Here is a 25,000-nt window from a genome sequence, read left to right as displayed (position 1 = left end):
CCTGGTACGGGGTACGGAACTTGCACCTCCTCGACGCTATGTCCCCGCGGCTATCCCGTCTAAGATCAATATTGCTATGGGGTTATGCCGTTCCCGGCATGGAGGGCGATGACCCGTTGCAGCAACACGGGGGGCGGCCATGGACCTGCACGCACTGACCCAGTTCCTGGTGGTGGCGCGGCTTGAGCACCTGAGCCGGGCCGCCGAGGAACTCCGGGTCGCCCAGCCCTCGTTGAGCCGCACCATCGCCCGGCTGGAGGACGAGCTCGGCACCCCGCTGTTCGACCGCGGCGGCCGGCTGCGCCTGAACGAGGCGGGCCGGCTGTTCCGCGGCTACGCGGAGCGGGCCCTCGGTGAACTGGAGGCCGGGCGCCGGGCCGTCGCGGAGGCGGCGGGCGACGGTTTCGGGACGGTCCGGCTGGCGTCCGAGACCTTCCTGACCTTCACCGCCCCGCTGGCCGCGTACAAGCGCGCCCACCCGGCCGCCGAGATCGACCTGCGGCAGCTCCCGGCCGACATGATGGGCCGTCAGCTCCGCGCGCACGAAGTGGACTTGTGTGTCGCCTCGCAGCCGGTCCGCACCGAGGGCCTGCAGAGCGCCCAACTCCTGGACGAGCCGGTCTGGTTGGCCGTGCACCGTGACCACCCGCTGGCCGGCCGCGGCTCCGTCGCCCTCCCCGACCTCTCCGCGCTCCCGTTCATCACGGCCCGGCCCGGCCACTGGAACCGCCGCCTGCTCGACCAGCTCTTCGGCCCGCTGGGCCACCCGCCCCGGATCGTCTGCGAGAGCGACGAACTCGCGGCCATCGCCGACCTGATCACCGCCGGCCTCGGCGTCGGTCTGATCCCCGCCGTCGGCCGCCAGATCGCCACCCGCCTCCCCCTCGCCCTCCTCGCCGTCGACCACCCCGCGTGCCGGCGCACCCTCACCCTCCACTGGTCCGAGTCAGCCCGCCTCTCCCCCGCCGCCACCCTGATGCGCGACACCCTCCTCAACTGGCGCTGGCCGACCGGCCCCTGAGGATTCCGCTACGGCTGTTGCGTAATGACGCCGCTCCCACTAGCCTCATCCTCATTACGAGACACGCGTAGCGGAATCGAGGTGGGGACATGGCCAGGCCGCGGGACACCGCCGTCGACGCCAAGGTGCTGGAGGCGGCGCGCGTGCTGCTGCGCGAGCGCGGCTACGCGGGGTTCGCGCTGGACGAGGCGGCCGCCCGCGCCGAGGTCGCCCGCACCACCGTGTACCGGCGCTGGCCCACCAAGGACCACCTGGTGGTCGCCGCCTTCGCCACCATGTTCGAGACCGCGCCGATCCGGGAGACCGGCGACGTCCGGGCCGATCTGACCGCCACCCTCACCGCGATCGCGGCCGGCCTGCGCCTGCCCGCCACCCGCGCCCTGGTGGCCGAGCTGATCGCCGCCGGCACCCGCCACCCCGAACTCGGCGACGCGCTGCGCCCGTTGTGGACGCAGCGCCGCACCGCGGCCGCCGAACTGCTCGTCCGGGCCACCGCCCGCGGCGAGTTGGCGGCCGACGCCGACCCGGCGCTGATCATCGACCAGCTGGTCGGCCCGCTCTACTACCGGGTGCTGATCAGCGGCGACCCGATCGACGACCGGTTCGCGCGCGCCCTGGTGGACACCACCCTCGCGCGCCACCACTGACGCCCAACGACCGAATCACCACGGGGGAAACCATCATGAGCCTGTTCACCTGCGAGGTCAGCGCCGAAGCCGAGTTCCCGGGCACCCCGGAGACCATCTGGCAGCTGCTCACCGACCACGACCGCTACCCGCAGTGGCACCCGGTGGTGGTCCGGGTCGAGGGCGAACTCGCCGCCGGCGCCCGCCAGACCGAGGTGGTCCGCACCGCCTCCGGCCGCGAGCTGACCTTCCACCCGGTGCTCACCGTGGTCGACCCGGGCCGCGAACTCTCCCGCGCCGGACGCCTGTTGGCGCCCGGGCTGCTCGACAACAAGCACTCCTACCTGATCACCGACCTCGGCGACGGCCGGGTCCGGGTCGTCCAGTCCGAACGCTTCACCGGCCTGCTCGCCGCCTTCTTCCACGGGCGCACCGCCCGCGACACCCGGGCCCGCTTCGCCACCGCGCTCGCCAACCTCGCCCCGCTCGCCGCCGTCGGCGTCACCGTCGCCGCCGCCTCCGACCAGGCGGCCCCGGTGGCGCAGCCCGCCGCGGGGTGCGTCGCGGGGTAGCGTGGCACGGTGAACGGCACGGAGATCTTCAGCGGCGGCAACGACGACGGCATGGTGCGGGTGCGCGGCGCGCGGGTGCACAACCTGCGGGACGTGGCGGTGGCCGTGCCGCGCGGGGCGGTGGTGGCGTTCACCGGGGTGTCGGGTTCGGGGAAGTCCTCGCTGGCGTTCGGGACGCTGTTCGCGGAGGCGCAGCACCGGTACCTGGAGTCGGTCTCGCCGTACGCGCGGCGGCTGTTGCGGCAGGTGGAGGCGCCGCAGGTGGACTCGGTGACGGGGATGCCGCCGGCGGTCGCGCTGGAGCAGCGCCGTTCGGTGCCGTCCTCGCGTTCCTCGGTCGGGACCATCTCCACCATGTCGAACCTGCTGCGGATGCTGCTGTCGCGGTGCGGCGACTACCCGGCGGGCGCGGCGCGGCTGGATTCGGACGCGTTCTCTCCGAACACGCCGGCCGGTGCCTGCCCGGAGTGTCACGGGCAGGGGGTGCTGCACCGGGTCACCGAGCAGTCGCTGGTGCCGGATCCGTCGCTGTCGATCCGGCAGGGCGCGGTCGCGTCCTGGCCGGGCGCGTGGCAGGGCAAGAACCTGCGGGACATCCTGGGCGCGCTCGGCCAGGACCTGGACCGGCCGTGGCGGGAGCTGCCGGCCCGCGACCGCGAGTGGATCCTGTTCACGGACGAGCAGCCGGTGGTGACCGTCCATCCGGAGCGCGAGCCGGGCCGGATCCAGCGTCCGTACCAGGGCAAGTACAGCAGTGCGCGCCGCCTGGTGCTGAAGGCGTTCTCCGAGTCCCGCAGCGAGGCGACCCGCGCCAAGGCAGCCGCGTTCATGACCCAGTCCCCGTGCCCGACCTGCCACGGCCGCCGCCTGCGCCCCGAGGCCCTGGCGGTGACGTTCGCGGGCCTGCCCATCACCGAGCTCGCGGCTCTGCCGGCCGACCAACTCGCTGCCCTGCTGCGTCCGTTCACCGCCGGCGAGGGCCCGACCGGTCTGCTCACCACCGACCTGACCGACCGGCTCGCCGCCCTGCGACGCCTCGGCCTCGGCTATCTCTCGCTCGACCGCGCCGCCCCCACCCTGTCCACCGGTGAGCTCCAACGCCTGCGCCTGGCAAGCCAGTTGCGCTCCGGCCTGTTCGGCGTGGTGTACGTGCTGGACGAGCCGTCGGCGGGCCTGCACCCGGCGGACACCGAGGCGCTGCGCGAGGTCCTCACCGAGCTGCGCGCCGCCGGCAACACCGTCTTCCTGGTCGAGCACGACATGGCGGTGGTGCGCGGCGCGGACTGGCTGGTGGACGTCGGCCCGGGCGCGGGCACCGGCGGCGGCCAAGTGCTGTACAGCGGACCGGTGGACGGCCTGCGCGAGGTGCCCGGCTCCGCGACCCGCCGCTTCCTCTTCGACCCGCCGCCCCCGCCCGCGTCCCGGGGCCGCACCCCAACTGGCCTGCTGCGCCTGCGCGGTGTGACCCGGCACAACCTGCGCGACGTGGACGTGGACGTGCCGCTGGGCGTCCTGACCGCGGTGACGGGCGTCTCCGGCGCGGGCAAGTCGACGCTGCTCGGCGCGGCCGCCGACGCGGCGGCCACCGACCCGTCCGTGGGCCGGGTGGTGACGGTCGACCAGACGCCGCTGGGCCGCACCCCGCGCTCCAACCTGGCCACCTACACCGGCCTGTTGGACACCGTCCGCAAACTGTTCGCCGCCACCGACGAGGCCCGCCGGCGCGGCTACGACGCGGGCCGGTTCTCGTTCAACGTCGCCTCCGGACGCTGCCCGACCTGCGAGGGCGCGGGCGCGATCGAGGTCGAGCTGCTGTTCCTCCCCACCGCCTGGAACCCGTGCCCCGACTGCCACGGCAGCCGCTACAACCCGCAGACCCTGGAAATCACCTACCGCGGCGCCACCATCGCCGACGTCCTCGCCCTGACCGTCGACGCCGCCGCCCCGTTCCTCGCCGACGTCCCCGCCGCCGCCCGCATCCTGACCGTCCTCCGGCAGGTCGGCCTCGGCTACCTGCGCCTCGGCCAGCCCGCGCCCGAACTCTCCGGGGGCGAGGCCCAACGCGTCAAACTGGCAGCGGAGTTGCACCACGCCCGCCGCCACCACACCCTCTACCTCCTCGACGAACCCACCACCGGCCTGCACCCCGCCGACAGCGAAGTCCTCACCGCCCAACTCCACCGCCTGGTCGACGCCGGCGCCACCGTCCTCCTCGCCGAGCACCACCTCCCCCTGATCGCCACCGCCGACCACCTCATCGACCTCGGCCCCTCCGGCGGCGAGGCCGGCGGCCGCATCCTCGCCACCGGCACCCCGCCGGTGGTCGCCGCCACTCCCACCAGCCCGACCGCGCCCTACCTCGCCGCGTACCTCGGCTCAATTTGACCCAACCGCACCACCGTTGACATCCTCACCCCCTACGCTCGGCCCCGAACACTCCGAGCCGTGGGGGCGAACAATGGACCGTCATGACATCGAACTGGCCGACGCGATCGAGGCGATCCGGCTCGAACTCCTCGACGCCTCCGAACGCGGTCGCGGCCAGGCCATCCAGTTCGAAGTCGGCCCCGTCACCCTCGACTTCACCGTCGAACTGAAGCGCGACGCCCGCGCCAAGGCCGGCATCAAGGCCTGGGTCCTCTCCGCCGACACCGAGGCGGGCGTGGCGGGCACGCGGACCCACAAGGTGTCCGTCACCCTGACCCCGAAGGACGCCGACACCGGCGGCAGCGTCAACATCTCCAACGACGACCTGGGCAGCCGGGACGGATTCTGACCTTGGCTCTTCGCCCCCACCACGTGGCGGCCGTCCGGGGCGCCACCCAGGGCAGCGGCTTCCTGCTCAGCCCGAGGCTGATCCTGACGGCGGCCCATGTCGGCGGGCCGTCACCGGAGGCCGCCGTTCTGGGCAGCGGCACCGGCTGGACGCCCTGCACCACCGTCTGGCGGTCCGCCGGCTTCGACGCCGCCCTGCTGCTCGCCGATCGCGACCTGCTCCCCGCCGACGCGGCAGCACGCTTCAGACCACTGCGCTGGGGAACCCTCGATACGCTCGATCCCTTACTGGGCTGCCATCTGACAGGCTTCCCGCTGGCAGGGCGTGACCAGGAGGGCCGCCTCGACACGGTCCAGGTACTGGCCACCCTGACCCCGGCCGCCGGAACGCGAACCGGCCGCCAGGTCCTGGTCGTCCAGCAGCACCTGCCGCGGGCCCGACGCGGCATCGGCTCACCGTGGCTGGGCCTGTCCGGTGCCGGCGCGGTTGCCCGGGACCACCTGCTCGGCATCGCCGTCCAGGACCGAATGCCGGCCATCTGGGAACACTCCCAGTTCGAGCTCGTCACGGTGACGGCGTTGCTCAGCCACCCCAGTTTCTGCGAGGCGCTGTACGAACACTTGGGTGAACTCCCGCGTGCGGAAGGCCTCTCCGTGACCGAGATCGCCGACCGCAGGTTCGAACGCGACTACGCGAAGGCCATCGAGGCGGACTACGGCCGCATCCGCATCTTCGGCCTTCGCCAGGCGACCGGCCACGGCCGCCGCGGCTGGGACCTCACCACCTCCTACCTGAGCCTGGAGATCCGGTCCACGACCACCGGTCCCGACCTCGGCCCCCAGCGCGCCGAGCGGATCCTCGCGGGCCGCCGCCGGGTGCTGATCCGCGGCGAGGCGGGTTCCGGCAAGACCACCCTCGTGCAGTGGCTGGCCGTCGGCGCGATGAACGGCACCCTCGGCAACGACCTCGCCGCGTTGAACCACCGCATCCCGCTGGTCCTCCAACTCCGCAAGCTGCACCGCAAGGGCGTCATGCAACCCCGGCCCGAGCAGTTCCTCGCCCTCGACGACCGAATGTGCGCCGACCGCCAACCGGCCGGCTGGACCGACCGCCAGCTCCGCCGCGGCCGCGCCGTCCTGCTCGTCGACGGCCTGGACGAGGTGCCGAACGAGCAGCGCGACGAGGCACTGAGCTGGCTGGAACGCCTCCTCGACCACTACCCCGACCTCCTGACGGTGGCCACCGTCCGCCCCTCCGCCGTCCCCCGCGACTGGCTCGCGCACCTCGGCTTCGACGAACTGCTGCTCTGTCCGATGAACAGTCAGGACCGCCGCGAGTTCATCGAACGCTGGCACCGAGCCGCCCTGCGCGAACTCCTCGCCTCCCCGCACAGCGACGCGGAGGAGCGGCGCTGGCAGCAGGAGGTCGAACAGGACCAGGCCGATCTGCTCCGCGCACTGGAGTCGGTGCCGGAACTCTCCCTGCTCACCGACAGCCCACTGCTCTGCGCGATGATCTGCGCCCTGAACCGGGAGTCGGACGGCGCACTGCCGCGTCACCGGATGGCGCTGTACCGCGACGCGATGGCGATGATGCTGGTCAAGCGCGACGAGGGCCGCAAGGTGCAGGGCGCGGAGCAGCTCCAGGCGTCCGAGGAGGAGCAGCTGGCGATGCTCCGTCGGATCGCTCACTGGCTGGTGCGCAACAACCAGTCCGAGGGCCATCGCCGCGACGCCGTCGCCCAGCTCGCCAAGGCCCTGCGCGACCTGCCCGCCGTCGCCCGGCACACCGACGCCGAGCCGGCCTACATCCATCTCCTCAACCGCACCGGCCTGATCACCGAAACCGGCCCCGAGACCTTCCAGTTCATCCACCGCACCTTCCAGGACTACCTGGCCGCGATGGAGTTCCGCGAGGAACGCGACTTCGGCCTGCTGGCCGGCCACGCCGCCGACGAGCAGTGGGGCGACGTCATCCGCATGACGGTCGGCCACTGCGGCCGCCGCGAACGCGCCGAACTCCTCACCGCCGTCCTCGCCGCCGCGAAGGCCGCCCCCGACCATCTCAGGCCCGCCATCCATCTCCTCGCCGCCACCTGCCTCCCGAGCGCCCCGGAACTCGACGGCGAGGTCCGCGACACCGTCCTCGCCCGGCTCCGCGACCACCTCCCCACTCTCCTCACCGGCGAGGTCGCCGCCCTCCAGCTGGCCGGCGTCGGAGAGGAACTCGTCCCCCTGCTACGGGAGATCGCCGAGCACGACCCGGATCTGCTGGCCGAAGCACACCCCCTGGTCCCGAACGTCCTGGGTCTCATCGGCGGGGCCGACGCACTCGCCCTGCTGGCGACCCTGGCCGAGCAGGAGGACCCGCTGCCGAATGTGATCGACCAGTGGCCGCACTTCGAGGTCGACACCTTCGCCCGGCAGGTGGTGGACCGGGCCGATCTCTCCGGCGTCCCTGTGCAGCTCCGGTCGCCCGCGCAAATCGACGCACTGGTCGGCCACCCGACACTGCGTCACGTCTGGCTCGGCGGACCGGCCATGCCCGTCGATCCACGGCGATGGAGCCAACTGGCCGACCGGATCGAATACTTGACCCTGTCGACGCTCCCCGGGCTGCGGGACATCTTCTTCCTCCGGCAGTGGACGCGCCTCAGCAGTCTCGGCCTCTACCAGTGCCCGGAGCTGGACGACCTGACTCCGCTGCGCAGCCTGCCACTTGAGGCCCTCGCCATTCGCTCCGTCCGGGCCGAGCAACGGTTCGACGAGCTGTGGGCGATCCTGCGGAACATGCAGAAACTGCTGGTCCTCACCCTGCTGACCCCCGACCCCGCCGCACTGCCCGGACGAGAACCACTGACCGGTGTCGGTCACCTGACGCTGATCGACGTCCCTTCCGGCTACCCGATCGCCCACCTTCGCCGCCTGTTCCCCGACCTGGAACAACTGACCCTGGTGGCCGACCACAACTGCACCTCGCTCGACCTGACGCAGCTCCCCCACCACCTCCGGCTGCACCTCACCATTCCCGACGCGACGGCCCCACCCCACCTGGCGGGCCGGGAACACTTCCCGCCCGACCACCTCACCGTCCACCAACTGGGCAGCCCCGCACACCTGCCCAGGCCCGGCCGTGGCTGATGCCCATCCACACCTGCGGCTGAGAAGATGCCTCAACTGTCAGGTCTGGCGGGCGTGGGACGCGAGGCGGTCGGCGAGCGCGATGACGCGGTCGCGCAGTTCGTCGGGGCGCTCGATGACGAATGGCCGGTCGAGCACGGCCAGTGTCCGCGGCACCCAGTCGAGCCGCTGCGCCCGGATCTCGACGCGCCACCAGCGCTCGACAGCCGGGTCCTGGCCGGCCGTGGGCTCATGCTCCTCCAAGCTCGCGACGGCGGCGGGGAGGTGCGCGCGGATCTGCTCGGCTGTCCCGTGGATCCGCAGGGTCACCTCGTGCCGGTACTCGGCCGTGGCGAATCCTGACAGCACCCGCTGTACCGGCTCCGGACCAGCCGGTGCTTCGAACGAGCCGGGCAGGGTCCTCGCGGCGGCGATGCGATCGAGTCGGAGGGTCCGGTCCTCGCCGATCCGGGCATCCCGGCCCGTCACGTACCACCGGCCGCCATGGGCGACGATCCCGTACGGGTGCAGTGTGCGTTCGCTGTGCCGTCCCTCGCGGTCGGTGTAGCGGATGGCGACGGGTCGGCAGTAGCGCACCGCGTCCGCGAGGGTGAGCAGGATCCCGGCGTCCGGACGGTCCGGCTCGCCGGGCTCATCTGTGAAGGCGAGGGCTTCCAGAAGTGCGTCGAGCCGGTGGGCGGTGTGTTTGGGCAGCACCCGCCGGATCTTCGCCGACGCCGTCTCGCTCGCCGTACGCTCCGCCGTGGTGAGTCCCGCCCGGCGGCCGGCGGCCAGGCCGAGCAGCACGGCCAGCGCCTCGTCTTCGCTGAGCATGAGCGGAGGCAGGCGGTAACCGGGCGCCAGCCGGTATCCGCCGTAGCGGCCTCGCACCGATTCCACAGGCACGTCCAGGTCGATCAAATGGTCCACGTACCGCCGTACGGTGCGCCCTTCGACGCCGAGACGGTCGGCGAGTTCGGCCACCGTGCGGGTGCCGCCCGACTGCAGTAGTTCCAGGAGTGTCAGCACGCGGCCGGTGGGTCGGGGCATGTCCGCAGCCTAACGCGAATACAGGACCGATTCTGTCCACTATTTCTCCTAGCCTCCGACGTGCACGCCTCAGCACGGCCAAGGAGATTTCCATGAACTTCGTCTCGATCCGCATCATCACCGGCGACGTCGCGCGACTCGTCGGCTTCTACGAGCGGGCCACGGGAGTGCGGGCCGTATGGGCCACCGAGGACTTCGCCGAGCTCACGACCGCGGGCGCGACCCTCGCGATCGCCGGCACCCGCACCGTCCCACTGTTCGCCCCCGGCTCCGCCCGCCCGGCGGACAACCACAGCGTGATCACCGAGTTCCTCGTCGACGACGTGGACCGTGTCCACCGGAACCTGACCGGCTTCGTGACCGACTTCGTCAGCGGCCCCACCACAATGCCCTGGGGCAACCGGTCGCTGCTGTTCCGCGACCCGGACGGCAATCTCGTCAACTTCTTCACCCCCGTCACCCCGGAGGCCATCGAGAAGTTCGCGCGCTGACGCCACGCGCAGCCGCCGCTCAGCCGGAGCTCCCGGCCGGCACCGCCCGAAACGGTGCCGGCCGCCGGCGCCACCGCGTCCGCGCCCACCGCGTCCGCGCCCACGGCGTCCGCACCCACCTCCCCCGCCTTGACCCCTCGCGAACGACATCGGCATCACCCCCGAGGAGATCCTCGCCTGCCGCCGCATGGTTAAGTCACCCGCATGTCACCCACTTCACCACCACCGCCCATTCGACTCGCCACACCCACCGACCTACCGTCGCTGCCCGCCCTCCAACTCGCCGCCGGCGAAGCCTTCCGCAGCATCGGCATGGCGGAGATCGCGGACAACCCGCCGCCCCGCGCGGAGGACTTCGCCCCGCACCAGCAACTCGGGCAGCTGTGGGTCACCGTGGACGACTCCGACCGCCCGCAGGGGTTCGTACTGGTCCGGCTGCTGGACGGCTGTGCCCACGTCGAGCAGGTCAGCGTCCATCCGGCGGCCGCCGGCCGGGGGTTGGGCCGCGAGCTGATCGACCACGTTGCGGGGTGGGCGGCCGGGCGCGGGCTCGCCGCTCTGACGCTGTCGACGTTCCGGAGCGTTCCGTGGAACGCGCCGTACTACCGACGCCTCGGCTTCCGCGAACTCCCGCACGAGGACCTCACCCCCGGGCTGCGCCAAGTCCTCACCGAGGAGGCCGCGTTCGGCCTCGACCTCTCCGACCGGGTGTGCATGCGCCGCCCGGTGACCGCGGCCGGTCAGGAGTCCGTGCGGAGCAGCGAGTAGATCACCTGGTCGTGCCACCCACCGTCGCGCCACTGCGCGGAACGCAGGACGCCCTCGCGCGAGAAGCCCGCCTTCTCCAGGGCCCGCTGTTCTGCAAGGTTGGCGCAGTCCGTCCAGGCCTGGAGCCGCTCAGCACGCGTGTGGGCGAACAGGTAGTCGGCGAGCAGACGTTGGGCCCGGGTGCCGACACCACGCCCCTGCGCCGCCGGGACCAGGCCGATGGCGAGCGTCCAGCACGCGGACGTCTCCGGCCGCCCCCAGCTCCCGGCGAACCACTCGACCCGCCCCACCGTCCGCCCGGCCTCGGCAACGGCGAGTACGCCACCGTCCGCACCGAGCAGGCCGTTCTCCGCGAAGCGCCGCCGCAACCCGTCCGCCGAACGGAAGCCGAACCACTGGTAGGCGCCGACACCTTCCGGCCCACCGAACTCACGCTCGAACAGGTCGAGGTCGTCGGCGGTGACGGGGCGCAGCGCGATCTCGTCCGGCATGGGGTCAACTCCTTGATCGTCTCGGCTCGCCCTCACCTTACGACGGCCCATCTCCCGCCCTGGCAACCGGTCCTGGCCACACTCCGGAAGCCCCGAGCCCGGACCCGCAGCAGACTTCAGTCGACCGTGAAGCCTCCATGGGCCGCCGTCTCGCGCAGCCACCCGAGCCACTCGCGCCACAGATCGCCGGTCTCCAACTCGGCTCGCTCGTCGGCCGGTTCCTCCTCGTAGCGGTCCAGTGCCTGCGTGATCTCCTGGGAGCCGACCAGCCACGGGCCGTTGCCCAGCAGCTTGAACTCCGGAATCCCGGTGTGCCCGGCCACGGTCTGGGCCGAGGCGGCCCGCTCGGCCGCGTTGTAGGCGTCCCGGCGGGCCTGGTCGGCCGACCGCCAGTCCTCGATGTCCTTGAACGGCCAGGCGGGAAAAGGCTGTTGCTCGGCCGGGTAGGTCATACCGGTGCGGCGCATCACGTCCCGGCAGACCGCCATCCCGGCGAGGTTCAGCTGGAACTGAAACGGCGCCGTGAGCGAGAAGTAGGACTCCGAGCACCTCGGAACGTGATCGCAGGTCAGACCACGGGCGGTGCAGGACTCCCACCGAGTCCGTGCTTCCGCTGCCGCTTCGGGCAACTCCACCCACTCCAGGTCATAGCTCATGTGTTCCCCATCGGACGGTCCAAGGCGGCCCGCACAGAATGCCAGGCCATGACCTGCCACGACGACCAAAAATCGCCCCTGGCCGCAGCCCGCCAGGGCGCCTCAGACCTTCCGGCCGATCTGCGGCGTCGTTCGCACCTCCAGCGCGGTGAGGAGTTCACCGACCGGGTCGTCATGCTGCCGCGGTGCGGAACTTGCGGTGGCACGCAGCCCTGCGGCGACGCGGCGGTGGGGGCCGGCCGGGGCGATGCCGCCCGGAACCGCGTCCGCACACCTCGGCCCGGACGCCGCGCTCGCCCGAACTGCCGCAGGAACGCGGGAGGCCCGCACCGTCCGACGGTGCGGGCCTCCAACCTCCGTCCGCGGGGCCTCAGTTGGCGAGGCCGAAGTCGCCTGTCACGGGGGCAGCGATCTCGTTGACGCCGACGACGGTGACCTTCTCGAGTTCGGTCCCGGGCAGGTCGGCCACCGAACTCTGGCCGCTCCTCGGCGAATTGGCATTGCCGCCACCGAACTGCCCGTCGGCGTTGCCGCCCCGAACCCGCATCCGCAGGTCCCCGGCGGCTCCTCCGTGGACGGGACTACCGGGCGGCCAGTACGTCAACGGCCGGGCGCGGCGGCGGCACGCTCGACGGGTTCGCCGTGGACGAGTCGGCCGGGCGGCGGCAGCGCGGGGTAGACCTTGTCAACGGGCCGGAGCGCGACCGGCGAGCTGACCTGCTGGCTCCCGGGAACGCCACCCGCGACGGGCGCTCCGCCGGGCGTAGCAACCTCACCGGCCATCGGGACGCCACCAGGGGTGGCCACGTCTCCCGGCCGTTGGATGCCGCTGGGGGTCTTGACACCGGCGAACTTGAAAGCGTCACCGAACCCGGTCGAGTGACCGGGCTTGATGCCCATGATGTTGTCCAGCGACATGCCCGGATTGAGGTTGTTCTTGGCGGGCAACAGGTTCGGCTTGGAAGCAGTGCCGTTGTTGGGCGACATGCCCGGCTTGGCGGCCGTCGTGTCGGCCGGCTTCGCGCCGGGCTTGGCGGCGGTCGTGTCGGCGGGCAACTGGTTCGGCTCGGCGGCCGTGGTGCCGGCAGGAGCCACGCCCGGCTTCCCGGCCGTGGTGCCGGCCGGCTTCGCTCCCGGCTTCGCTGCTGTCGTGTCGGCCGGCTTCGCACCGGGCTTGGCCGCGGTCGGACCAGCAGGCTTCGCAGCCGTCCCGTTCGCCGGCTTCGCACCCGGCTTCGCCGCCGTCGTGTCGGCCGGCTTCGCGCCGGGCTTGGCGGCGGTCGTACCAGCAGGCTTCGCAGCCGTCCCGTTCGCCGGCTTCGCACCCGGCTTCGCCGCCGTCGTGTTCGCCGGCTTCGCTCCCGGCTTCGCCGCGGTCGTACCAGCAGGCTTCGCAGCCGTCCCGTTCGCCGGCTTCGCACCCGGCTTCGCCGCGGTGGTCCCGGCAGGAGCCGCACCCGGCTTGGCGGCAGTCGTGCCGGCAGGCTTCGCAGCCGTCCCGTTCGCCGGCTTCGCACCCGGCTTCGCCGCCGTCGTGTTCGCCGGCTTCGCACCCGGCTTCGCCGCCGTCGTGTTCGCCGGCTTCGCACCCGGCTTCGCCGCCGTCGTGGTGCCCGCAGGAGCTGCGCCCGGCTTGGCGGCCGTCGTGTTGGCCGGCTTGGCAGCCGTCGTGTTGGCAGGGGCCGCGTTCGGCTTGGCGGCGGTGGTGTCGGCGGCGGTGGAGTCGGAGGGGCTGACCGGGGCGCCGACCGCGGCGGCGGTGGGGGCAACGAGCAGGGTGATTGCGGCGGCCGCGAGCATCGCGGTGCCTCGGAATTGTGGTGCCATGGAAGTTCCTCTTGATCCCGGCCGGGCGGCACACTCGGTGGCGGCGGGCCCGACTGCAGTGGACGGGGTTGAGTGGACTGCCCTGATACCTAACCGCCCGTCAAAAGGTTCCTGCCGACTCGGCCCGCATTCCATACCGACGGACCATCAGTTAGTTCACCCTTCTCCCGCTCGGTCCGCGCCGCCCGCACCGCACCGCCCGGCATGGCGCTCGCCGCGAAACCCGGGGCTGCTGGTCGAATCCGTGCTCCACGTCCGCACACGTCGCTGCGGGGGGGTCACCCGAACGGCCCCGGCCCGATGTCGCTGAGGCCGGGGAAGTGCCCGCGCGACCAGGGCATTTCCCCGGCCCCGGCAGACGCCGGGGACCTCACAATTGACGCCGTACACCGCCCCCTTCCCTTCCCTGCCCGAACACGGCGACGGCTGGGTTCCGCACAGCCAGGCCCAGTTGATCACCGCGCTGCCGATCAGGACGATCGCGCCGCTGACCTCCCGCAGCATCTGGCGGCACGTCAGTGAGCACCAACGGGAGGTCACCGCCCGTCGCGCGAACACCAAACGCAGCGCCCCGGACCGTCACCGCTCAACGCCTCGGCGCAGCGTCCTGCTCGCCGGGACCAGCACAGCCCCAGCTTTCAGCGGATCGCCACTCGACGACTACCCGCCCACCACGCCGTCACCGAACCCGGGTGCACCACTCGGTGGACCGTCGCCCGGTGAAACGTGAGCAGCGCTCAGGGGTGGGCAAGCAGGCCGAACCTCACTCTCACTCCCCCGCGCGAGCCCCCCGCTCCACCAACTCCACTGCCCAGCCCCGCACTTGCTCATCATCGTGCAGGTACGGTTCACCGGGCCCGGAACGCAGATCGATGCCGAACAGCTTGGTCAGCCCCCACCAGGACGCCTCGTCCCACTCCAGCGCATCGTCCAGCACCCACCGCCCGGCCCACCGGTCCGCCGTTTCCCGGTCGACCCGGCCCTCGGCGACGGCGTTCAGCCAGTCCGCGATCTCCGCAACTCCTGGTTGCATCTGGTTCACGATCGTCCCTCCGCCGCTTCCTGCGCGGTCAGTACCTCGTCGCCGTGCTCGAACGCCCAGGCCCCGAAGGCGTCGATCGGGGCCAGCAAGGTACGGCCCAGTGCGGTCAGTTCGTATGCTACGCCGGGGCGTTGCGGGTGACGTTCGACCAGGCCGTGGTACTGCAGGCGGCGCAGCGTCTCGGTGAGCACCTTCGCGCTGATGCCGCCGATCCGTTCCCGCAGTTCGACGGGGCGGCGCGGGCCGTCGCGCAGGGACCAGAGCACCACGGCGTTCCAGGTGTTGGAGAGCAGGTCGAAGGCGAGCCGGGCTCGGCAGTCGGCGAGGAAGTCGTTGGTCGTCGTCACGTACCGAATGGTGCCTGGCCGGCTCCGTACTGTCGAAGGAGATCAGTCGAACCCCGCACAGAATGGAACCAGTCGATGAATTCCTCCCTGAAGATCGGCGTTCTCGGGACCGGCCGGATGGCCGACGCGCTCGCCACCCAGTGGGCGCGCGCCGGTCACCGGGTCACCATCGGCGGCCGGGACGCGGCCAAGGCCCGCCGGCTCGCCGACCGGATCGGCCACGGCGCCCGCCCGGCCGGTCTGCGCGCGGCGGCGGAGGCCGGCGAGGTGGTGCTCGCGGCGCTGCCGTACGGCCCGGGAACCGGCGTCGTCCGCGAGCTGCGCGACGCGCTGGCCGGCCGCACCCTGATCGACTGCGCCAACCCGGTCGGCCCCGGCTTCCAGCTTCTCACCGGCCAAGGACCGTCCGCCGCCCACCAGTTGGCCGAGGCCGCACCCGACGCCCGGGTGGTGAAGGCGTTCAACCTCTGCCACGAGGACGTCTGGCGCCGGCAGCCCCCGGTCTTCGACGGCCGCCCCCTCGCCGTCCCCCTCTGCGGCGACCACCCGGACGCCCTCGCCCACACCGCCACCCTGGTCCACGACCTCGGCTGCACCCCCGTCCACGCCGGCCCCCTCTCCCGCGCCCACCTCCTGGAGGCCACCGCCGCCCTCTTCATCGGCCTCTGGCTCGGCGAACACGCCGACGCCCAGGCCATCGCCCCACCCCTCGCCCACACGGCGGGCTGACCCGATCGCCCACCAACCTGACGACCGCCGCCACAACGACCATCCAGCACACTGGAGTTCGGCGGCTCCTCGGGAGGGCGCACGTCGAGCAGGTCGGCGCCCTCAGCCTCTGGCAGCTGTACCGGCGCACAACCGTTTCACGCGAGCACCAGTTGGTCCTCAGCAACAGCGGGCCGGCCTCTCCAGGAATCGTTCGTTCGACGCGCCGCACAGGCCACTGTGCTCACGTCGAGCGCCAGGGCGACGGTCTACCCAGGCCGCAGCCACAACGAGCACCCACTGTCCCGCACCCCGCCCGCTCCGCTGAGTGTCGGTGCCGTCCGCTATTCATGCCCCACGCACACAGAACACCCTGACCCCGCCGAACTCGCCGCCCTCCGCGACGATTTCGCCGCCGCCGGAGGCAGTCGCGCTCTCGGCTGGGCGGGGGTGCACGCCTTCGAGGCGGAGCACGGCGTCGTCCTGCCGGAGCCCTACCGGACCTTCGTCGCCGAGATCGCCGACGGCTCGCCCGTCGGGTCGCCGTTCTACGGGCTGGTGCCGGTCGCCGAGTTGCCCACCGACTGGGGGGCCGACCGGCGGAAGCGGGTGCTGGCGCGGGCGTTTCCGCTCGTCGAGCAGTGGGCGTGGGAGGACGACGAGGACACTCCGGAGGAGGAACTCGACGACACGATCGAGCCGGTCTTCAACCACGGCTCGGTCGTGCTCGGCACCGACGGCTGCGGTATGTTCTGGCATCTGATTGTCACCGGACAGCACCGCGGTCACGTCTGGTTCGTCGACGGCGAGGGCGCCACCCCGTTCGGCGCACCGTTCGGCGGGACCACGGCCACCCCGGGCTTCGCCGGCTGGGTCGCCCACTGGGCGGAAGGCAAGGAGTGGTTCGACGCCAAGGCCTGAACACCGCCCCGGGGCGGCGTCAACTCAAGGCCGCATCAACGCAGTTCAACAGTGACACCGTACTTCCGCAGCAGTTCCACGGTCACGTCGAAATAGGTGTCACCGGTCCGGTGGTCCAGCACGTGCCCGGCGAGTGGGCCGCGGGCGATGTCGGCGCTGTGCCAGACCAGGGTGACGGTACCGAACCGGGAACTCCCGCCCCCACGCCGCCTGTTCCTCGCTCCGCACACCTCTCCCCCGCTCCCGGGCACTCTGGCCAGGCGCAGCCTGTGGCCGGCGGAGGGCGGGCGGCATCGCGTTTTCCCGGCGCCCCCGCTCGGCGTGTCCGCTCGGCGTGTCCGCTCGGCGTGTCCGCTCGGCGTGTCCGCTCGGCGTGTCCGACGGTCCGGTGCAGGTGGGGACGGGGCAAAGCAATCCACTGGATCCTCCGCCGTGAACGGGGCAAAATCCCGGGGAACCGCAGCGAGAGGGAGCTTGTTTGGACGTGTTCGCGTGTGCCGGGTGCGGCACCGAGCTGACGGCGCCGATGTCCCGGGTCGCACTGCCCGTTCACACCCACCACGGGGGCTGGGAGGAGCTTCATCCTCCGCTGATGGAGCCGGCGACGTACGCCGTCGAGCCCCGGCCCATCGGGCCGCCCTGGCGGTTGTGGGAGGACGTCGGGGCTGAGGCGGCAGCCCGGCAGGGGGTGTACGCGCCGGTGTACTCAGTGTCCTTCGGCGCGCGGAACCAAATCGTCATCGCGCCCGGCGACTCCCGGTCCATGACGCTGATCCTCGAGAAGTGCGAGGGGTACTGCCGGGGCGTGGATGGCCGGGACGGGCCCAATCTGGCCTGCACGGGGTGCGGACGGGCCGTGGCGACCCGGATCGACGATTGCGGCTCGTGGCAGACGGTGTGGCTGGAGCCCGACGCGGTCGTACGCCGCCCCTCGGGGCTTCCGGCCCAACCACCGCCCGGCTGGGCGGACTTGGAACGTGCCGAGCATCGCGTCCCGCCCGTCGAACCCGACGGGTCGTGGAGCCGCCGCTGGGAGGCCGCGGTCGGCGTCGCGCTGGCCCACCTCGTGGTGGCCACCGGGAACCGGCCGGTGACCCTCCCCGCCGGCCCCGTCGCCGACTTGCTCGGCCACGCCGTGGCGCGCTACCTCCCGCCCGGGCCCGACACCCGCTCGGTGGGGCTGGCCGGCCCGGGCCTCCCCGAGCCCCGGCCCCGCCCGGACGTCCTGCTCGTCCCCCGCCACCCCGGCACGGGCGAGCCGTGGCAACCGTCCGACAGCGGTGCGACGGTGGTGCCGCTGGACAGCGGAGTCTGGGCGTACCTCGCCGGACCGGGCGAGACCTCGCCGACGCCCGCCACGGGAGTGCTCCCGCCGGGCGTCCTGCGCGACGACTACCCACTGCCACCGCACCCCTGGTACCCGCTGCCGGCCCACCACCGGGCCTTCCTGGACACCCTGGTCCGACTGCCCGCGATCCGCTCACCCCGGCTGCGCCGGTTCCACGACGCGTGCCGATGACGAACGCCCGACGGGCGGGCACGCCCCTGTGGGCCGTGGTGCCTGCTCAGCGTTCGAGTCACGGAGCCACTTTTTCAGGCCGATCACCTCAGCCGGGTCCTCGACCTCGCAGGCCGTCGGGCCCGCCTCGCCCGGGGACTTCACCAACTGGGGCTCCCACTCCCGAATGCGCGCGGCAGCGAGTCTCACCCCACCGGCGGCCGCACCCACGGCGCGTGGCGCTCGTCCGGACCCAACTCACCGCGCCAGTACCGGAATACCGTCCCCCGGACGATGGTCAGCCGACCGGCCGCGATCAACCCGTCAGCCGGATCCGCGCCGCCCGCGTCGGCTGTGAAGGCGACCAACACCGGTGGCAGCGAGCCAAGTTGGCGCTGGACGCGCGCCATCTCAGCCGGTGTCGGGTCGCGGAAGGCCGGGTCCTGGAAGGTTGCGGGGCAGGTCACCAACTCGGGCTCGTCGAAGCGCAGTTCGAGCAGGTGGTGGTACGTGAGGTCGTGGCCCGTGCCCAGCACCAGGCGGGACGGGTCCCAGGAGACCACGTCCCAGTCCCACCAGGATCCTTCGGGCAGTTCGACGGCCACCGGACGTCCGCCGCTCAGCCGTCGAGCAGGGCGGCCAGGTAGCGTTCGGCGTCGGCCGCCAACTCGGCGCGGCCGGGCGGGTGCGCGTGGCCGCCGCCCGCCGTCGCGTTGAACAGCACGCCCTCGCACCAGCGCACCAGCCGCCGCGCGTCCGCGAGCGGCTCCGCCGAGCCGCACGCCCGCAGCAACTGCACCGCGACCTCCACGAAGCCGGCGCCCAACCGGTCGTAGACGGACCGGAGTTCGGGCCGTCGGGCGGCCTCCAGTGCCAGCTCGATCCGGGCCACCGTCAGCACTCGCCCGGCCGGGGTGAGCGCCTGGTCCAGCCCGTCCGCCACCACCTGCACCAGCAGTCGCCGGGCCGCCGCGCCGTCCCCGACCGGCCGGGTCGGCACGTCGCCCACCATGCCGACCGTCTCCACCTCGGCGATCCGCACCAGCGCCACCTCGAGCAGCGCCGAGCGCGTCCGGGCGACGTTCGACGTCGAGCCCACCGGGAGGCCTGCGGCCTCGTCCACCGCCCGGTGCGTCAGGCCGCGCAGGCCGCGCTCGGCAATCACGGCGATCGCCGCATCGGCAATCCGGGTCGGTCGCGCCACAGTCATGGTGCCGATCATCCCGCGCCCCGACCGCAACTCCCAAACCCCGCCGCGCCGTCGCACACATACTGTCAGCAGGACGCTACCGTCTGCGACATGGACGAGACCCGCCCCCGACCTGCACCGATCGGCCCCGGCGCGCTGGTGTGGTACGCGGCGTACGGGTCGAACATGAGCGCCGACCGCCTCGCGCGCTACCTCACCGGCGGTCGCCCGACCGGCGCCGCCCGCACGCACCGGGGTTCTCGCGACCGCACACCGCCCGCGCGGTCGCTGCCGATCCGACTGCCCGGGATCCTGTACTTTGCGCACGAGTCGCCGCTGTGGGGCGGCGGCATCGGGTTCTACGACCCGTCCCGCCACGGCGAGATGCCGGCCCGGGCCCACCTCCTCACGGCTGGACAGTTCAGCGACATCGCCGCGCAGGAGATGCGCCGCGAATCCGGCGCCGGCCTGGACCTCACCCGGGCTCTGACCACCGGTCGCGACCAACTCGGCCCCAGTCACTACGAGATGCTGCTCCGCCTCGGCAGCATCGACGGGATCCCCGTCCTCACCTTCACCTCCCCGTGGACGGTCACGGACGCCGACCTCAACCCGCCCTCCGCCGCCTACCTGATCGCCATCGCCACCGGCCTCGCCGAATCCCACGGCTGGACGCCCGCCCAATCAGCCGTCTACCTCGCCACCCGCCCGGGCGCCACCGTCCGCTGGACGCCCCGGTCCGCCCTTCGGGCCATCGGCTCGGCCTTCGCCGACCCCAGCAGACTACATCCGTAGTACGCTCTGCCTCAGCACCCGGAACTACAGATGTAGTCCAGTCGGCCGATCGGAGCTTCGCCATGCCGTCCGCCTCGCACCCCGCCCACAACGCCCGCCCCGCAATCGTTCTCGGTGGTGGCATCGGCGGCCTCGCCGCCGCTCTCGCCCTGCACCGGCGCGGCATCCCCGTCACCGTGCACGAACGCGCCGCGAGCCTCGAACCGGTCGGCGCGGGGCTGGCTCTCGCTCCAAATGCCTTGCGGGCACTGGATGTTCTCGGTGTCGGCGCGCGCCTGCGCGCCCTCGCGGTGCGGCACCCTGCCGTCGGTCTGCGCCGCCCGTCCGGCCGGTGGCTGGCCCGGACCGACACCGAGGCCGTGCAGCGGCACTTCGGCGATCCGGTGCTGGGCGTCGCCCGGGCCGAGCTGATCGCCGCCCTGCTGGACGCCCTCCCGCCCTGCACCGTCCGCACCGACTCGCCGGCCACCCTGCTCGACGCCGGCGACGCACACACTCCCGCCCTGGTCGAGACCGGCGACGGCCGGCACGAGGCCTCGCTGGTCGTCGCGGCCGACGGCATCCGCTCCGCCACCCGCACCCAGCTCTTCCCCGACCATCCCGGGCCGCGCTACTCGGGATTCACCACCTGGCGCACCGTCATCGACGACCCCGGCCACCCGCCGACCGCCGTCGGCGAGGTGTGGGGACGCGGGGCGCTGGCGGGCATCGTGCCGCTCGCGGGCGGGCGGGTGTACGTGTACGCGGCCGCTCTCGCACCGGCGGGACAGCACGCCGATGACGGCGACGAGCACGCCGAAATGCTTCGCCGGTACGGCAGTTGGTGCGCCCCACTGCCCGAACTGCTCGGCCGCACCGACGCCGGACGGGTACTGCGGAACGACGTCTGGGCGCTCACCGACCCACTGCCGGCGTTCCACCGCGGACGGGTCGCGTTGCTCGGCGACGCCGCGCACGCCATGTCACCGTTCCAGGGTCAGGGCGCCTGCCAGGCCATCGAGGACGCGCTGGTCCTCGCCGCCGCCCTCCCCTCCCCACACCACGCCTCGGACCCACTCGCCGCCCTCCCCTCCCCACACCACGCCTCGGACCCACTCGCCGCCCTCCGCGCCTACTCCGACGCCCGCCTCCCCCGCACCTCCCGCATCGTGGCCGGCTCCCACACCATCGGCCGCCTGGTCGCCACCCACACCCGCCCGGGCGTCCTCCTGCGCGACGGCATACTCACCCTCGCCGGACGCCTCCCCGCGAGGGTCCTGCTCGACCGCTCCGCCCCCACCTACACCTGGCAGCCGCCCGCCCTCGAGAACCTCGCCGAACGCTGACCGATCCGGTCAACTGCCTTCGCCAACACCCACGTTCGCATCGCCGAAGGCCACGCTCGCCGCCCGGACCAGCCCGGCCAGCGGGCGGGACCGGCTGGCCTGGGCCCAGGCCAGTACGGTCGTCACGGTCGGGGCGTCGAGCACGGGGACGACGGCAACTCCCGGGCGCAGCAGGCTGCGAGAGGACTCGGGGAGGACGGCGCGGGTCCGGCCGAGGGCGACCAACTGGGAGAGTTGGGTGTGGTCGCGGATTGCCGGGCCGGGGCCGTCGGGGTAGCTGCCGTCGTGGCGCGGGTAGCGCGGCGCGGGCAGTCCGGGCAGGTCGGCGAGGTCGGCCATCCGGAGCGAGGTTCGGCCGGTCAGGTGGTGGCCGGCCGGGAGCAGGGCGATCTGGCCTTCGGTGTGCAGTTCTTCGGTGTCCAGTCCGGCGGTCGAGTCGAACGGCAGGTGCAGGAGCGCCGCGTCCACCTCGCCCTCGCGCAACAGCCGTCCCTGCTCGCCGAATTGGCACAGCCGGACGTCCACCGGCACGGGGCTCGCTTCCGGGCCGGTCCCGGCGGCGTACGCGTCGAGGAGCGCCGCCAGCAGCTCGGTGGACGCGCCGGCCTTCGCCGCCACCACCAGCCCGGGCGGCTGCCCGGCCCGCCGGGTGCGCGCCTCGGCCGCGGCCACCGCGGCCAGCGCGGTGCGGCCCTCGCGCAGCAGCACCCGCCCGGCGGCGGTCAGTGCCACACCCCGGCTGTCGCGTTCCAGCAGGACGGTGCCGAGCCGCCGCTCCAGTTGCGCGATCGCCCGGGACAGCGGCGGCTGCGCCATTCCGAGCCGCCGCGCCGCCCGTCCGAAGCTCAACTCTTCCGCCACGGCCACGAAGTAGCGCAGTTCCCTGGTCTCCACCGGACCAGCCTACGGCGATACCCGCACGGTATTGCCGGGCAACCGGATCGGTCTTTGCCACCGGACCGGACCGGACCGGAGCATGGACGGCATGAACGAGAACACGAACGGGCGGACCGTGGCGCTGGTGACCGGCGCGAACAAGGGCATCGGATACGAAATCGCGGCGGGCCTCGGCGCGTTGGGCTGGCAGGTCGGCGTCGGCGCCCGCGACGCACAGCGGCGCGAGGACGCGGTGCGGACCCTGCGTGCCCGTGGCGTGGACGCGTTCGGGGTGCCGCTCGACGTCACCGACGACGACTCCGCGACGGCCGCGGCCGAGCTGCTGACGGAGCGCTTCGGACGGCTCGACGTCCTGGTCAACAACGCTGCGGTGGCGGGCGGTTGGCGCCAGGAGCCGACCACGGCCGACCTGGCGGGAATCCGGCAGGTACTGGAGACCAACGTGCTCGGGGTGATCCGGGTGACCAACGCCGTCCTGCCGCTGCTGCGCCGCTCGGCCGCCCCGCGGATCGTCAACATGTCCAGCGGCGTCGGGTCGTTGACGCTCCAGTCCGACCCCGAGGCGTTCACCGGCCCGACCTCGGCCGCCTACGGCCCGTCCAAGACCTTCCTGAACGCCGTAACCGTGCAGTACGCAAAGGAGTTGAGCGACACCGACATCCTGGTCAACCTGGCCTGCCCCGGCTACTGCGCCACCGACCTCAACGACCACCGCGGCACCCGCACCCCCACCCAGGGCGCCACGATCGCCATCCGCCTGGCCACCCTGCCCGCCGACGGGCCGAGCGGCCAGTTCTTCAACGAGGACGGCCCACTGCCCTGGTGATCGAGGCCTGGCTCAAAGCTCCCCCGCCCACGGCGGGTTGGCGCCCGCCACCGCCACCGTCCGGGCCGCGACCCGCGCCGCGAAGTCGCAGGCCCGCCCGAGGCCGTCGAGTGTCAGCGCGTCCAACCTCCCGCCCAGGAAGCCCTGTTCGGCGAGCGAGTGGAGCAGGCCGGCGGTGAACGAGTCGCCCGCGCCGACGGTGTCCACCACGGTGGTCGGTGGCGCGGGCACCCGGATTCGTCGGCCGTCCAGGGAGGCGAGCGCGCCGTTCTCGGCCAGGGTGATCACCACCAGGCGGGCGCCGGCCTCGTGCCAGTGGTCGCAGGCCTGTTCGGGGGTGGTGCCGGGCAGCAGGTGGGCCAGGTCGTCGGCGCTCAGGCGCAGGATGTCGGCGAGCGAGCACCAACGGGCCATTCGGCGCCGGTAGTTCGCCGGGTCGACCAGCAGCGGGCGGACGTTCGGGTCGATCGAGACGGTGGCGCCGTCCCGCACCTCGGCCAGCAGGTCCTCGATCCGCGGTCCGCCGGGCTCGCGTACCAGCGCGAGCGAACCGGTGTGCACGCACACCGCGCCGTCGGCGCGCGCCGACGCCAACTCCCGTTCCGTCCAATGCCAGTCGGCGGTTCCCTCGGCGTGGAACGAGTAGTCGGCGTGGCCGTCGCCGTCGAGCGCGGCCAGTGCCAGGGTGCTGGGCTCGGTGGCCCGCACCGTACCCGACAGGTCCACGCCGGAGCCGGCCAGGTGAGCGCGGAACAGTTCGCCGAACGGGTCGGTGGAGATCCGCCCGAGGAACCGCGTCGGCGTGCCCAGCCGGGCCAGCGCCACCGCGGTGTTCGCCGGACCGCCGCCCGGCAGCACCCGCAGTGCCAGCTCCCCCGGCCGCGCCGCGCCGCGCTCCACGAACGCGTCGGCGACGCACTCCCCGACCACGGTGATCGACCGACCCGCCATCGAAACCAGCCTCCCATCAGGGCAGACGCACATCGGACCCGGTCCGGACTCCATCACCGCGACCCGCCCCGCGTCAATGCGGACCGGCCCGGGGGTGTCACCACCGGGCTCCTCGGCGGTGGCCACCGCGACGCCTTCCAGCGCCGCGCGACCTCCCGATCGGATCAACCCGCCTGCGGCATCGGTCTGTTCGCCCGCCCGATGGCGAACGCGCGGATGCCGCAGCGGCGTTGGCGGTCAGGTCCGCACGGCCTCCAGGAAGCCGTTGAGGGCGGCGCCGGTGGCGGGCGGCAGGGTGCGGCCGTGGGTGGCGGCGATGTCCTCGAGGGAAGTGAAGCGGGTGGTCCAGCCGTGGGCGTCGAGCCAGTCCGCCGTCCCGGGTCCGAGGCCGCCGCGCCACAGGGCGGTCATCTCGGTGAGGCCCTCCTCGACGGGCGTGCGGCTGACGTCACGGCCCTGTTCGACCAGCAGGCGGCTGCCGGTTGCGGACAACTCGCCGACGGTGGTGAGCAGTTGGGCTGCCTGGTCGGCGTCGAGGTAGACCAGCAGCCCTTCGGCGAGCCAGGCGGTGGGTTGCTCGGGGTCGAAGCCGGCGGCGCGGAGCCGTTCGGGCCAGTCGGGGCCGGTGAGGTCGGCGGGCAGCGCGGTGCGCTCGCACTGCGGTCGGGCGCCGCGGGCGGTGAGGACCTGCTCCTTGAAGGCGAGGACGGGCGGCAGGTCGATCTCGTACAGGCGGGTGCCGTCGGGCCAGGGCAGTCGGTGGGCTCGGGTGTCGAGGCCGGCGGCGAGCACGACGACCTGGCGGGTGTCGGCGGCGAGCAGCCGGTCGTCGTAGTGGCGGGTGCGCAGGATTCCGTGCATGAGCAGGCGGCGGGCGAGCGGTCCGAGCGGCTTGCCGTTGCCGGGGCGCGGCGGCTGGCCGGCGGCGGTGACGAAGGCGAGCGCGTAGGGGTCGACGAACAGCGGGTCGGGCTGGGCGCTCTCGTAGGCGCGGCCCCGGGCCACGGCAAGGGCGGTGCGGGACACGGGGCTCAGGTGATCGGCGGCGGGCAGGCCGGGGGTGACCGGCTCTTGGGTCGTCATGCCGGAAAACTACATCGGTAC

27 protein-coding genes are annotated in these 25,000 nt (G+C 73.0%); 14 read left to right on the top strand and 13 right to left on the bottom strand.

Annotation, left to right across the window (positions count from 1 at the left end; translation table 11 throughout):
- The first annotated feature begins 139 nt into the window (after positions 1–139).
- The 6 genes from ACGFWJ_RS19700 to ACGFWJ_RS19675 all read left to right on the top strand — a co-directional run bounded on the left by ACGFWJ_RS19700 (position 140) and on the right by ACGFWJ_RS19675 (position 8,135).
- Positions 140–1,021 carry a LysR family transcriptional regulator gene (locus ACGFWJ_RS19700; protein ID WP_392951097.1) on the top strand — a complete coding sequence of 294 codons (882 nt, stop codon included), beginning with the start codon at positions 140–142 and terminating at the stop codon, positions 1,019–1,021.
- Between the two features lie 89 nt (positions 1,022–1,110).
- Positions 1,111–1,668 (top strand): TetR-like C-terminal domain-containing protein, encoded by a 558-nt coding sequence (locus ACGFWJ_RS19695; RefSeq protein WP_392951095.1) that lies wholly within the window; start codon positions 1,111–1,113, stop codon positions 1,666–1,668.
- A gap of 35 nt (positions 1,669–1,703) precedes the next feature.
- The gene (locus ACGFWJ_RS19690; RefSeq protein ID WP_392951092.1) at positions 1,704–2,219 is read left to right on the top strand and encodes an SRPBCC family protein; all 516 of its coding nucleotides are present in this window, start codon (positions 1,704–1,706) and stop codon (positions 2,217–2,219) included.
- 51 nt (positions 2,220–2,270) lie between these two features.
- Positions 2,271–4,604: an ATP-binding cassette domain-containing protein gene (locus ACGFWJ_RS19685; protein ID WP_392951547.1), complete on the top strand. Its 2,334-nt coding sequence runs from the start codon at positions 2,271–2,273 to the stop codon at positions 4,602–4,604.
- Positions 4,605–4,677: 73 nt separating this feature from the next.
- On the top strand, positions 4,678–4,995 hold the full coding sequence (locus ACGFWJ_RS19680) for a trypco2 family protein (RefSeq protein WP_392951089.1): 318 nt from the start codon (positions 4,678–4,680) through the stop codon (positions 4,993–4,995).
- A gap of 2 nt (positions 4,996–4,997) precedes the next feature.
- Positions 4,998–8,135 (top strand): NACHT domain-containing protein, encoded by a 3,138-nt coding sequence (locus ACGFWJ_RS19675; protein ID WP_392951086.1) that lies wholly within the window; start codon positions 4,998–5,000, stop codon positions 8,133–8,135.
- Positions 8,136–8,174: 39 nt separating this feature from the next.
- Here the strand turns inward: ACGFWJ_RS19675 and ACGFWJ_RS19670 are convergent, their stop codons facing one another.
- Positions 8,175–9,164 carry a helix-turn-helix transcriptional regulator gene (locus ACGFWJ_RS19670; protein WP_392951084.1) on the bottom strand — a complete coding sequence of 330 codons (990 nt, stop codon included), beginning with the start codon at positions 9,162–9,164 and terminating at the stop codon, positions 8,175–8,177.
- A gap of 92 nt (positions 9,165–9,256) precedes the next feature.
- On the opposite strand from ACGFWJ_RS19670, the gene ACGFWJ_RS19665 reads away from it, so the two are divergent.
- Together ACGFWJ_RS19665 and ACGFWJ_RS19660 are read left to right on the top strand one after the other, a co-directional pair.
- Positions 9,257–9,655 carry a VOC family protein gene (locus ACGFWJ_RS19665; RefSeq protein WP_392951081.1) on the top strand — a complete coding sequence of 133 codons (399 nt, stop codon included), beginning with the start codon at positions 9,257–9,259 and terminating at the stop codon, positions 9,653–9,655.
- A 204-nt stretch (positions 9,656–9,859) separates the two neighbouring features.
- Positions 9,860–10,423 (top strand): GNAT family N-acetyltransferase, encoded by a 564-nt coding sequence (locus ACGFWJ_RS19660; protein WP_392951078.1) that lies wholly within the window; start codon positions 9,860–9,862, stop codon positions 10,421–10,423.
- On the opposite strand, the gene ACGFWJ_RS19655 is transcribed toward ACGFWJ_RS19660, so the two are convergent.
- The 6 genes from ACGFWJ_RS19655 to ACGFWJ_RS19630 all read right to left on the bottom strand — a co-directional run bounded on the left by ACGFWJ_RS19655 (position 10,396) and on the right by ACGFWJ_RS19630 (position 14,786).
- The gene (locus tag ACGFWJ_RS19655) at positions 10,396–10,914 is read right to left on the bottom strand and encodes a GNAT family N-acetyltransferase (protein WP_392951076.1); all 519 of its coding nucleotides are present in this window, start codon (positions 10,912–10,914) and stop codon (positions 10,396–10,398) included. The genes ACGFWJ_RS19660 and ACGFWJ_RS19655 overlap by 28 nt on opposite strands.
- A gap of 116 nt (positions 10,915–11,030) precedes the next feature.
- Positions 11,031–11,570, bottom strand: a complete 540-nt coding sequence (locus ACGFWJ_RS19650; protein WP_392951073.1) for a hypothetical protein — start codon at positions 11,568–11,570, stop codon at positions 11,031–11,033.
- A 370-nt stretch (positions 11,571–11,940) separates the two neighbouring features.
- Positions 11,941–12,117: a hypothetical protein gene (locus tag ACGFWJ_RS19645; protein WP_387640749.1), complete on the bottom strand. Its 177-nt coding sequence runs from the start codon at positions 12,115–12,117 to the stop codon at positions 11,941–11,943.
- A 53-nt stretch (positions 12,118–12,170) separates the two neighbouring features.
- On the bottom strand, positions 12,171–13,397 hold the full coding sequence (locus ACGFWJ_RS19640) for a hypothetical protein (RefSeq protein ID WP_392951070.1): 1,227 nt from the start codon (positions 13,395–13,397) through the stop codon (positions 12,171–12,173).
- Between the two features lie 769 nt (positions 13,398–14,166).
- Positions 14,167–14,430, bottom strand: coding sequence for a hypothetical protein (locus tag ACGFWJ_RS19635; RefSeq protein ID WP_392951067.1), 264 nt, complete (start codon positions 14,428–14,430; stop codon positions 14,167–14,169).
- A 5-nt stretch (positions 14,431–14,435) separates the two neighbouring features.
- Positions 14,436–14,786 carry a winged helix-turn-helix transcriptional regulator gene (locus ACGFWJ_RS19630; protein WP_392951065.1) on the bottom strand — a complete coding sequence of 117 codons (351 nt, stop codon included), beginning with the start codon at positions 14,784–14,786 and terminating at the stop codon, positions 14,436–14,438.
- Positions 14,787–14,873: 87 nt separating this feature from the next.
- On the opposite strand from ACGFWJ_RS19630, the gene ACGFWJ_RS19625 reads away from it, so the two are divergent.
- Together ACGFWJ_RS19625 and ACGFWJ_RS19620 are read left to right on the top strand one after the other, a co-directional pair.
- Positions 14,874–15,515, top strand: a complete 642-nt coding sequence (locus ACGFWJ_RS19625) for an NADPH-dependent F420 reductase (RefSeq protein ID WP_392951545.1) — start codon at positions 14,874–14,876, stop codon at positions 15,513–15,515.
- A 303-nt stretch (positions 15,516–15,818) separates the two neighbouring features.
- On the top strand, positions 15,819–16,415 hold the full coding sequence (locus ACGFWJ_RS19620) for an SMI1/KNR4 family protein (protein WP_392951542.1): 597 nt from the start codon (positions 15,819–15,821) through the stop codon (positions 16,413–16,415).
- Between the two features lie 35 nt (positions 16,416–16,450).
- On the opposite strand, the gene ACGFWJ_RS19615 is transcribed toward ACGFWJ_RS19620, so the two are convergent.
- A complete protein-coding gene (locus ACGFWJ_RS19615) occupies positions 16,451–16,645 on the bottom strand; it encodes a hypothetical protein (RefSeq protein ID WP_392951063.1) in 195 nt (64 codons plus the stop codon).
- A gap of 362 nt (positions 16,646–17,007) precedes the next feature.
- On the opposite strand from ACGFWJ_RS19615, the gene ACGFWJ_RS19610 reads away from it, so the two are divergent.
- Entirely contained in the window at positions 17,008–17,934 is a 927-nt protein-coding gene (locus ACGFWJ_RS19610; RefSeq protein WP_392951061.1) for a hypothetical protein, read from the top strand.
- 185 nt (positions 17,935–18,119) lie between these two features.
- Here the strand turns inward: ACGFWJ_RS19610 and ACGFWJ_RS19605 are convergent, their stop codons facing one another.
- Together ACGFWJ_RS19605 and ACGFWJ_RS19600 are read right to left on the bottom strand one after the other, a co-directional pair.
- Positions 18,120–18,518: a hypothetical protein gene (locus ACGFWJ_RS19605; RefSeq protein WP_392951058.1), complete on the bottom strand. Its 399-nt coding sequence runs from the start codon at positions 18,516–18,518 to the stop codon at positions 18,120–18,122.
- Between the two features lie 14 nt (positions 18,519–18,532).
- Positions 18,533–19,123, bottom strand: coding sequence for a TetR/AcrR family transcriptional regulator (locus ACGFWJ_RS19600; protein WP_392951056.1), 591 nt, complete (start codon positions 19,121–19,123; stop codon positions 18,533–18,535).
- A gap of 90 nt (positions 19,124–19,213) precedes the next feature.
- Between ACGFWJ_RS19600 and ACGFWJ_RS19595 the strand changes: the two genes are divergently transcribed.
- Positions 19,214–19,897: a histone deacetylase gene (locus tag ACGFWJ_RS19595; protein ID WP_392951053.1), complete on the top strand. Its 684-nt coding sequence runs from the start codon at positions 19,214–19,216 to the stop codon at positions 19,895–19,897.
- A gap of 62 nt (positions 19,898–19,959) precedes the next feature.
- The gene (locus tag ACGFWJ_RS19590) at positions 19,960–21,222 is read left to right on the top strand and encodes an FAD-dependent monooxygenase (RefSeq protein WP_392951050.1); all 1,263 of its coding nucleotides are present in this window, start codon (positions 19,960–19,962) and stop codon (positions 21,220–21,222) included.
- A 9-nt stretch (positions 21,223–21,231) separates the two neighbouring features.
- Here ACGFWJ_RS19590 and ACGFWJ_RS19585 read toward each other — a convergent pair whose 3' ends face one another.
- Positions 21,232–22,116 carry a LysR family transcriptional regulator gene (locus ACGFWJ_RS19585; protein ID WP_392951048.1) on the bottom strand — a complete coding sequence of 295 codons (885 nt, stop codon included), beginning with the start codon at positions 22,114–22,116 and terminating at the stop codon, positions 21,232–21,234.
- A gap of 91 nt (positions 22,117–22,207) precedes the next feature.
- Between ACGFWJ_RS19585 and ACGFWJ_RS19580 the strand changes: the two genes are divergently transcribed.
- A complete protein-coding gene (locus ACGFWJ_RS19580) occupies positions 22,208–22,945 on the top strand; it encodes an SDR family oxidoreductase (RefSeq protein WP_392951045.1) in 738 nt (245 codons plus the stop codon).
- 12 nt (positions 22,946–22,957) lie between these two features.
- Here the strand turns inward: ACGFWJ_RS19580 and ACGFWJ_RS19575 are convergent, their stop codons facing one another.
- Entirely contained in the window at positions 22,958–23,896 is a 939-nt protein-coding gene (locus ACGFWJ_RS19575; RefSeq protein WP_392951043.1) for a carbohydrate kinase, read from the bottom strand.
- Positions 23,897–24,133: 237 nt separating this feature from the next.
- Complete coding sequence (locus ACGFWJ_RS19570; protein WP_392951040.1) at positions 24,134–24,979, bottom strand: SAM-dependent methyltransferase; 846 nt, start codon at positions 24,977–24,979, stop codon at positions 24,134–24,136.
- Between the last annotated feature and the right edge of the window lie 21 nt (positions 24,980–25,000).

Origin of the sequence: Kitasatospora sp. NPDC048407, assembly GCF_043200475.1 — a bacterium.
Classification (GTDB): domain Bacteria; phylum Actinomycetota; class Actinomycetes; order Streptomycetales; family Streptomycetaceae; genus Kitasatospora.
The sequence above is the reverse complement of the archived record's forward strand: the minus strand, read 5'-3'. Positions and strand labels throughout refer to the sequence as shown.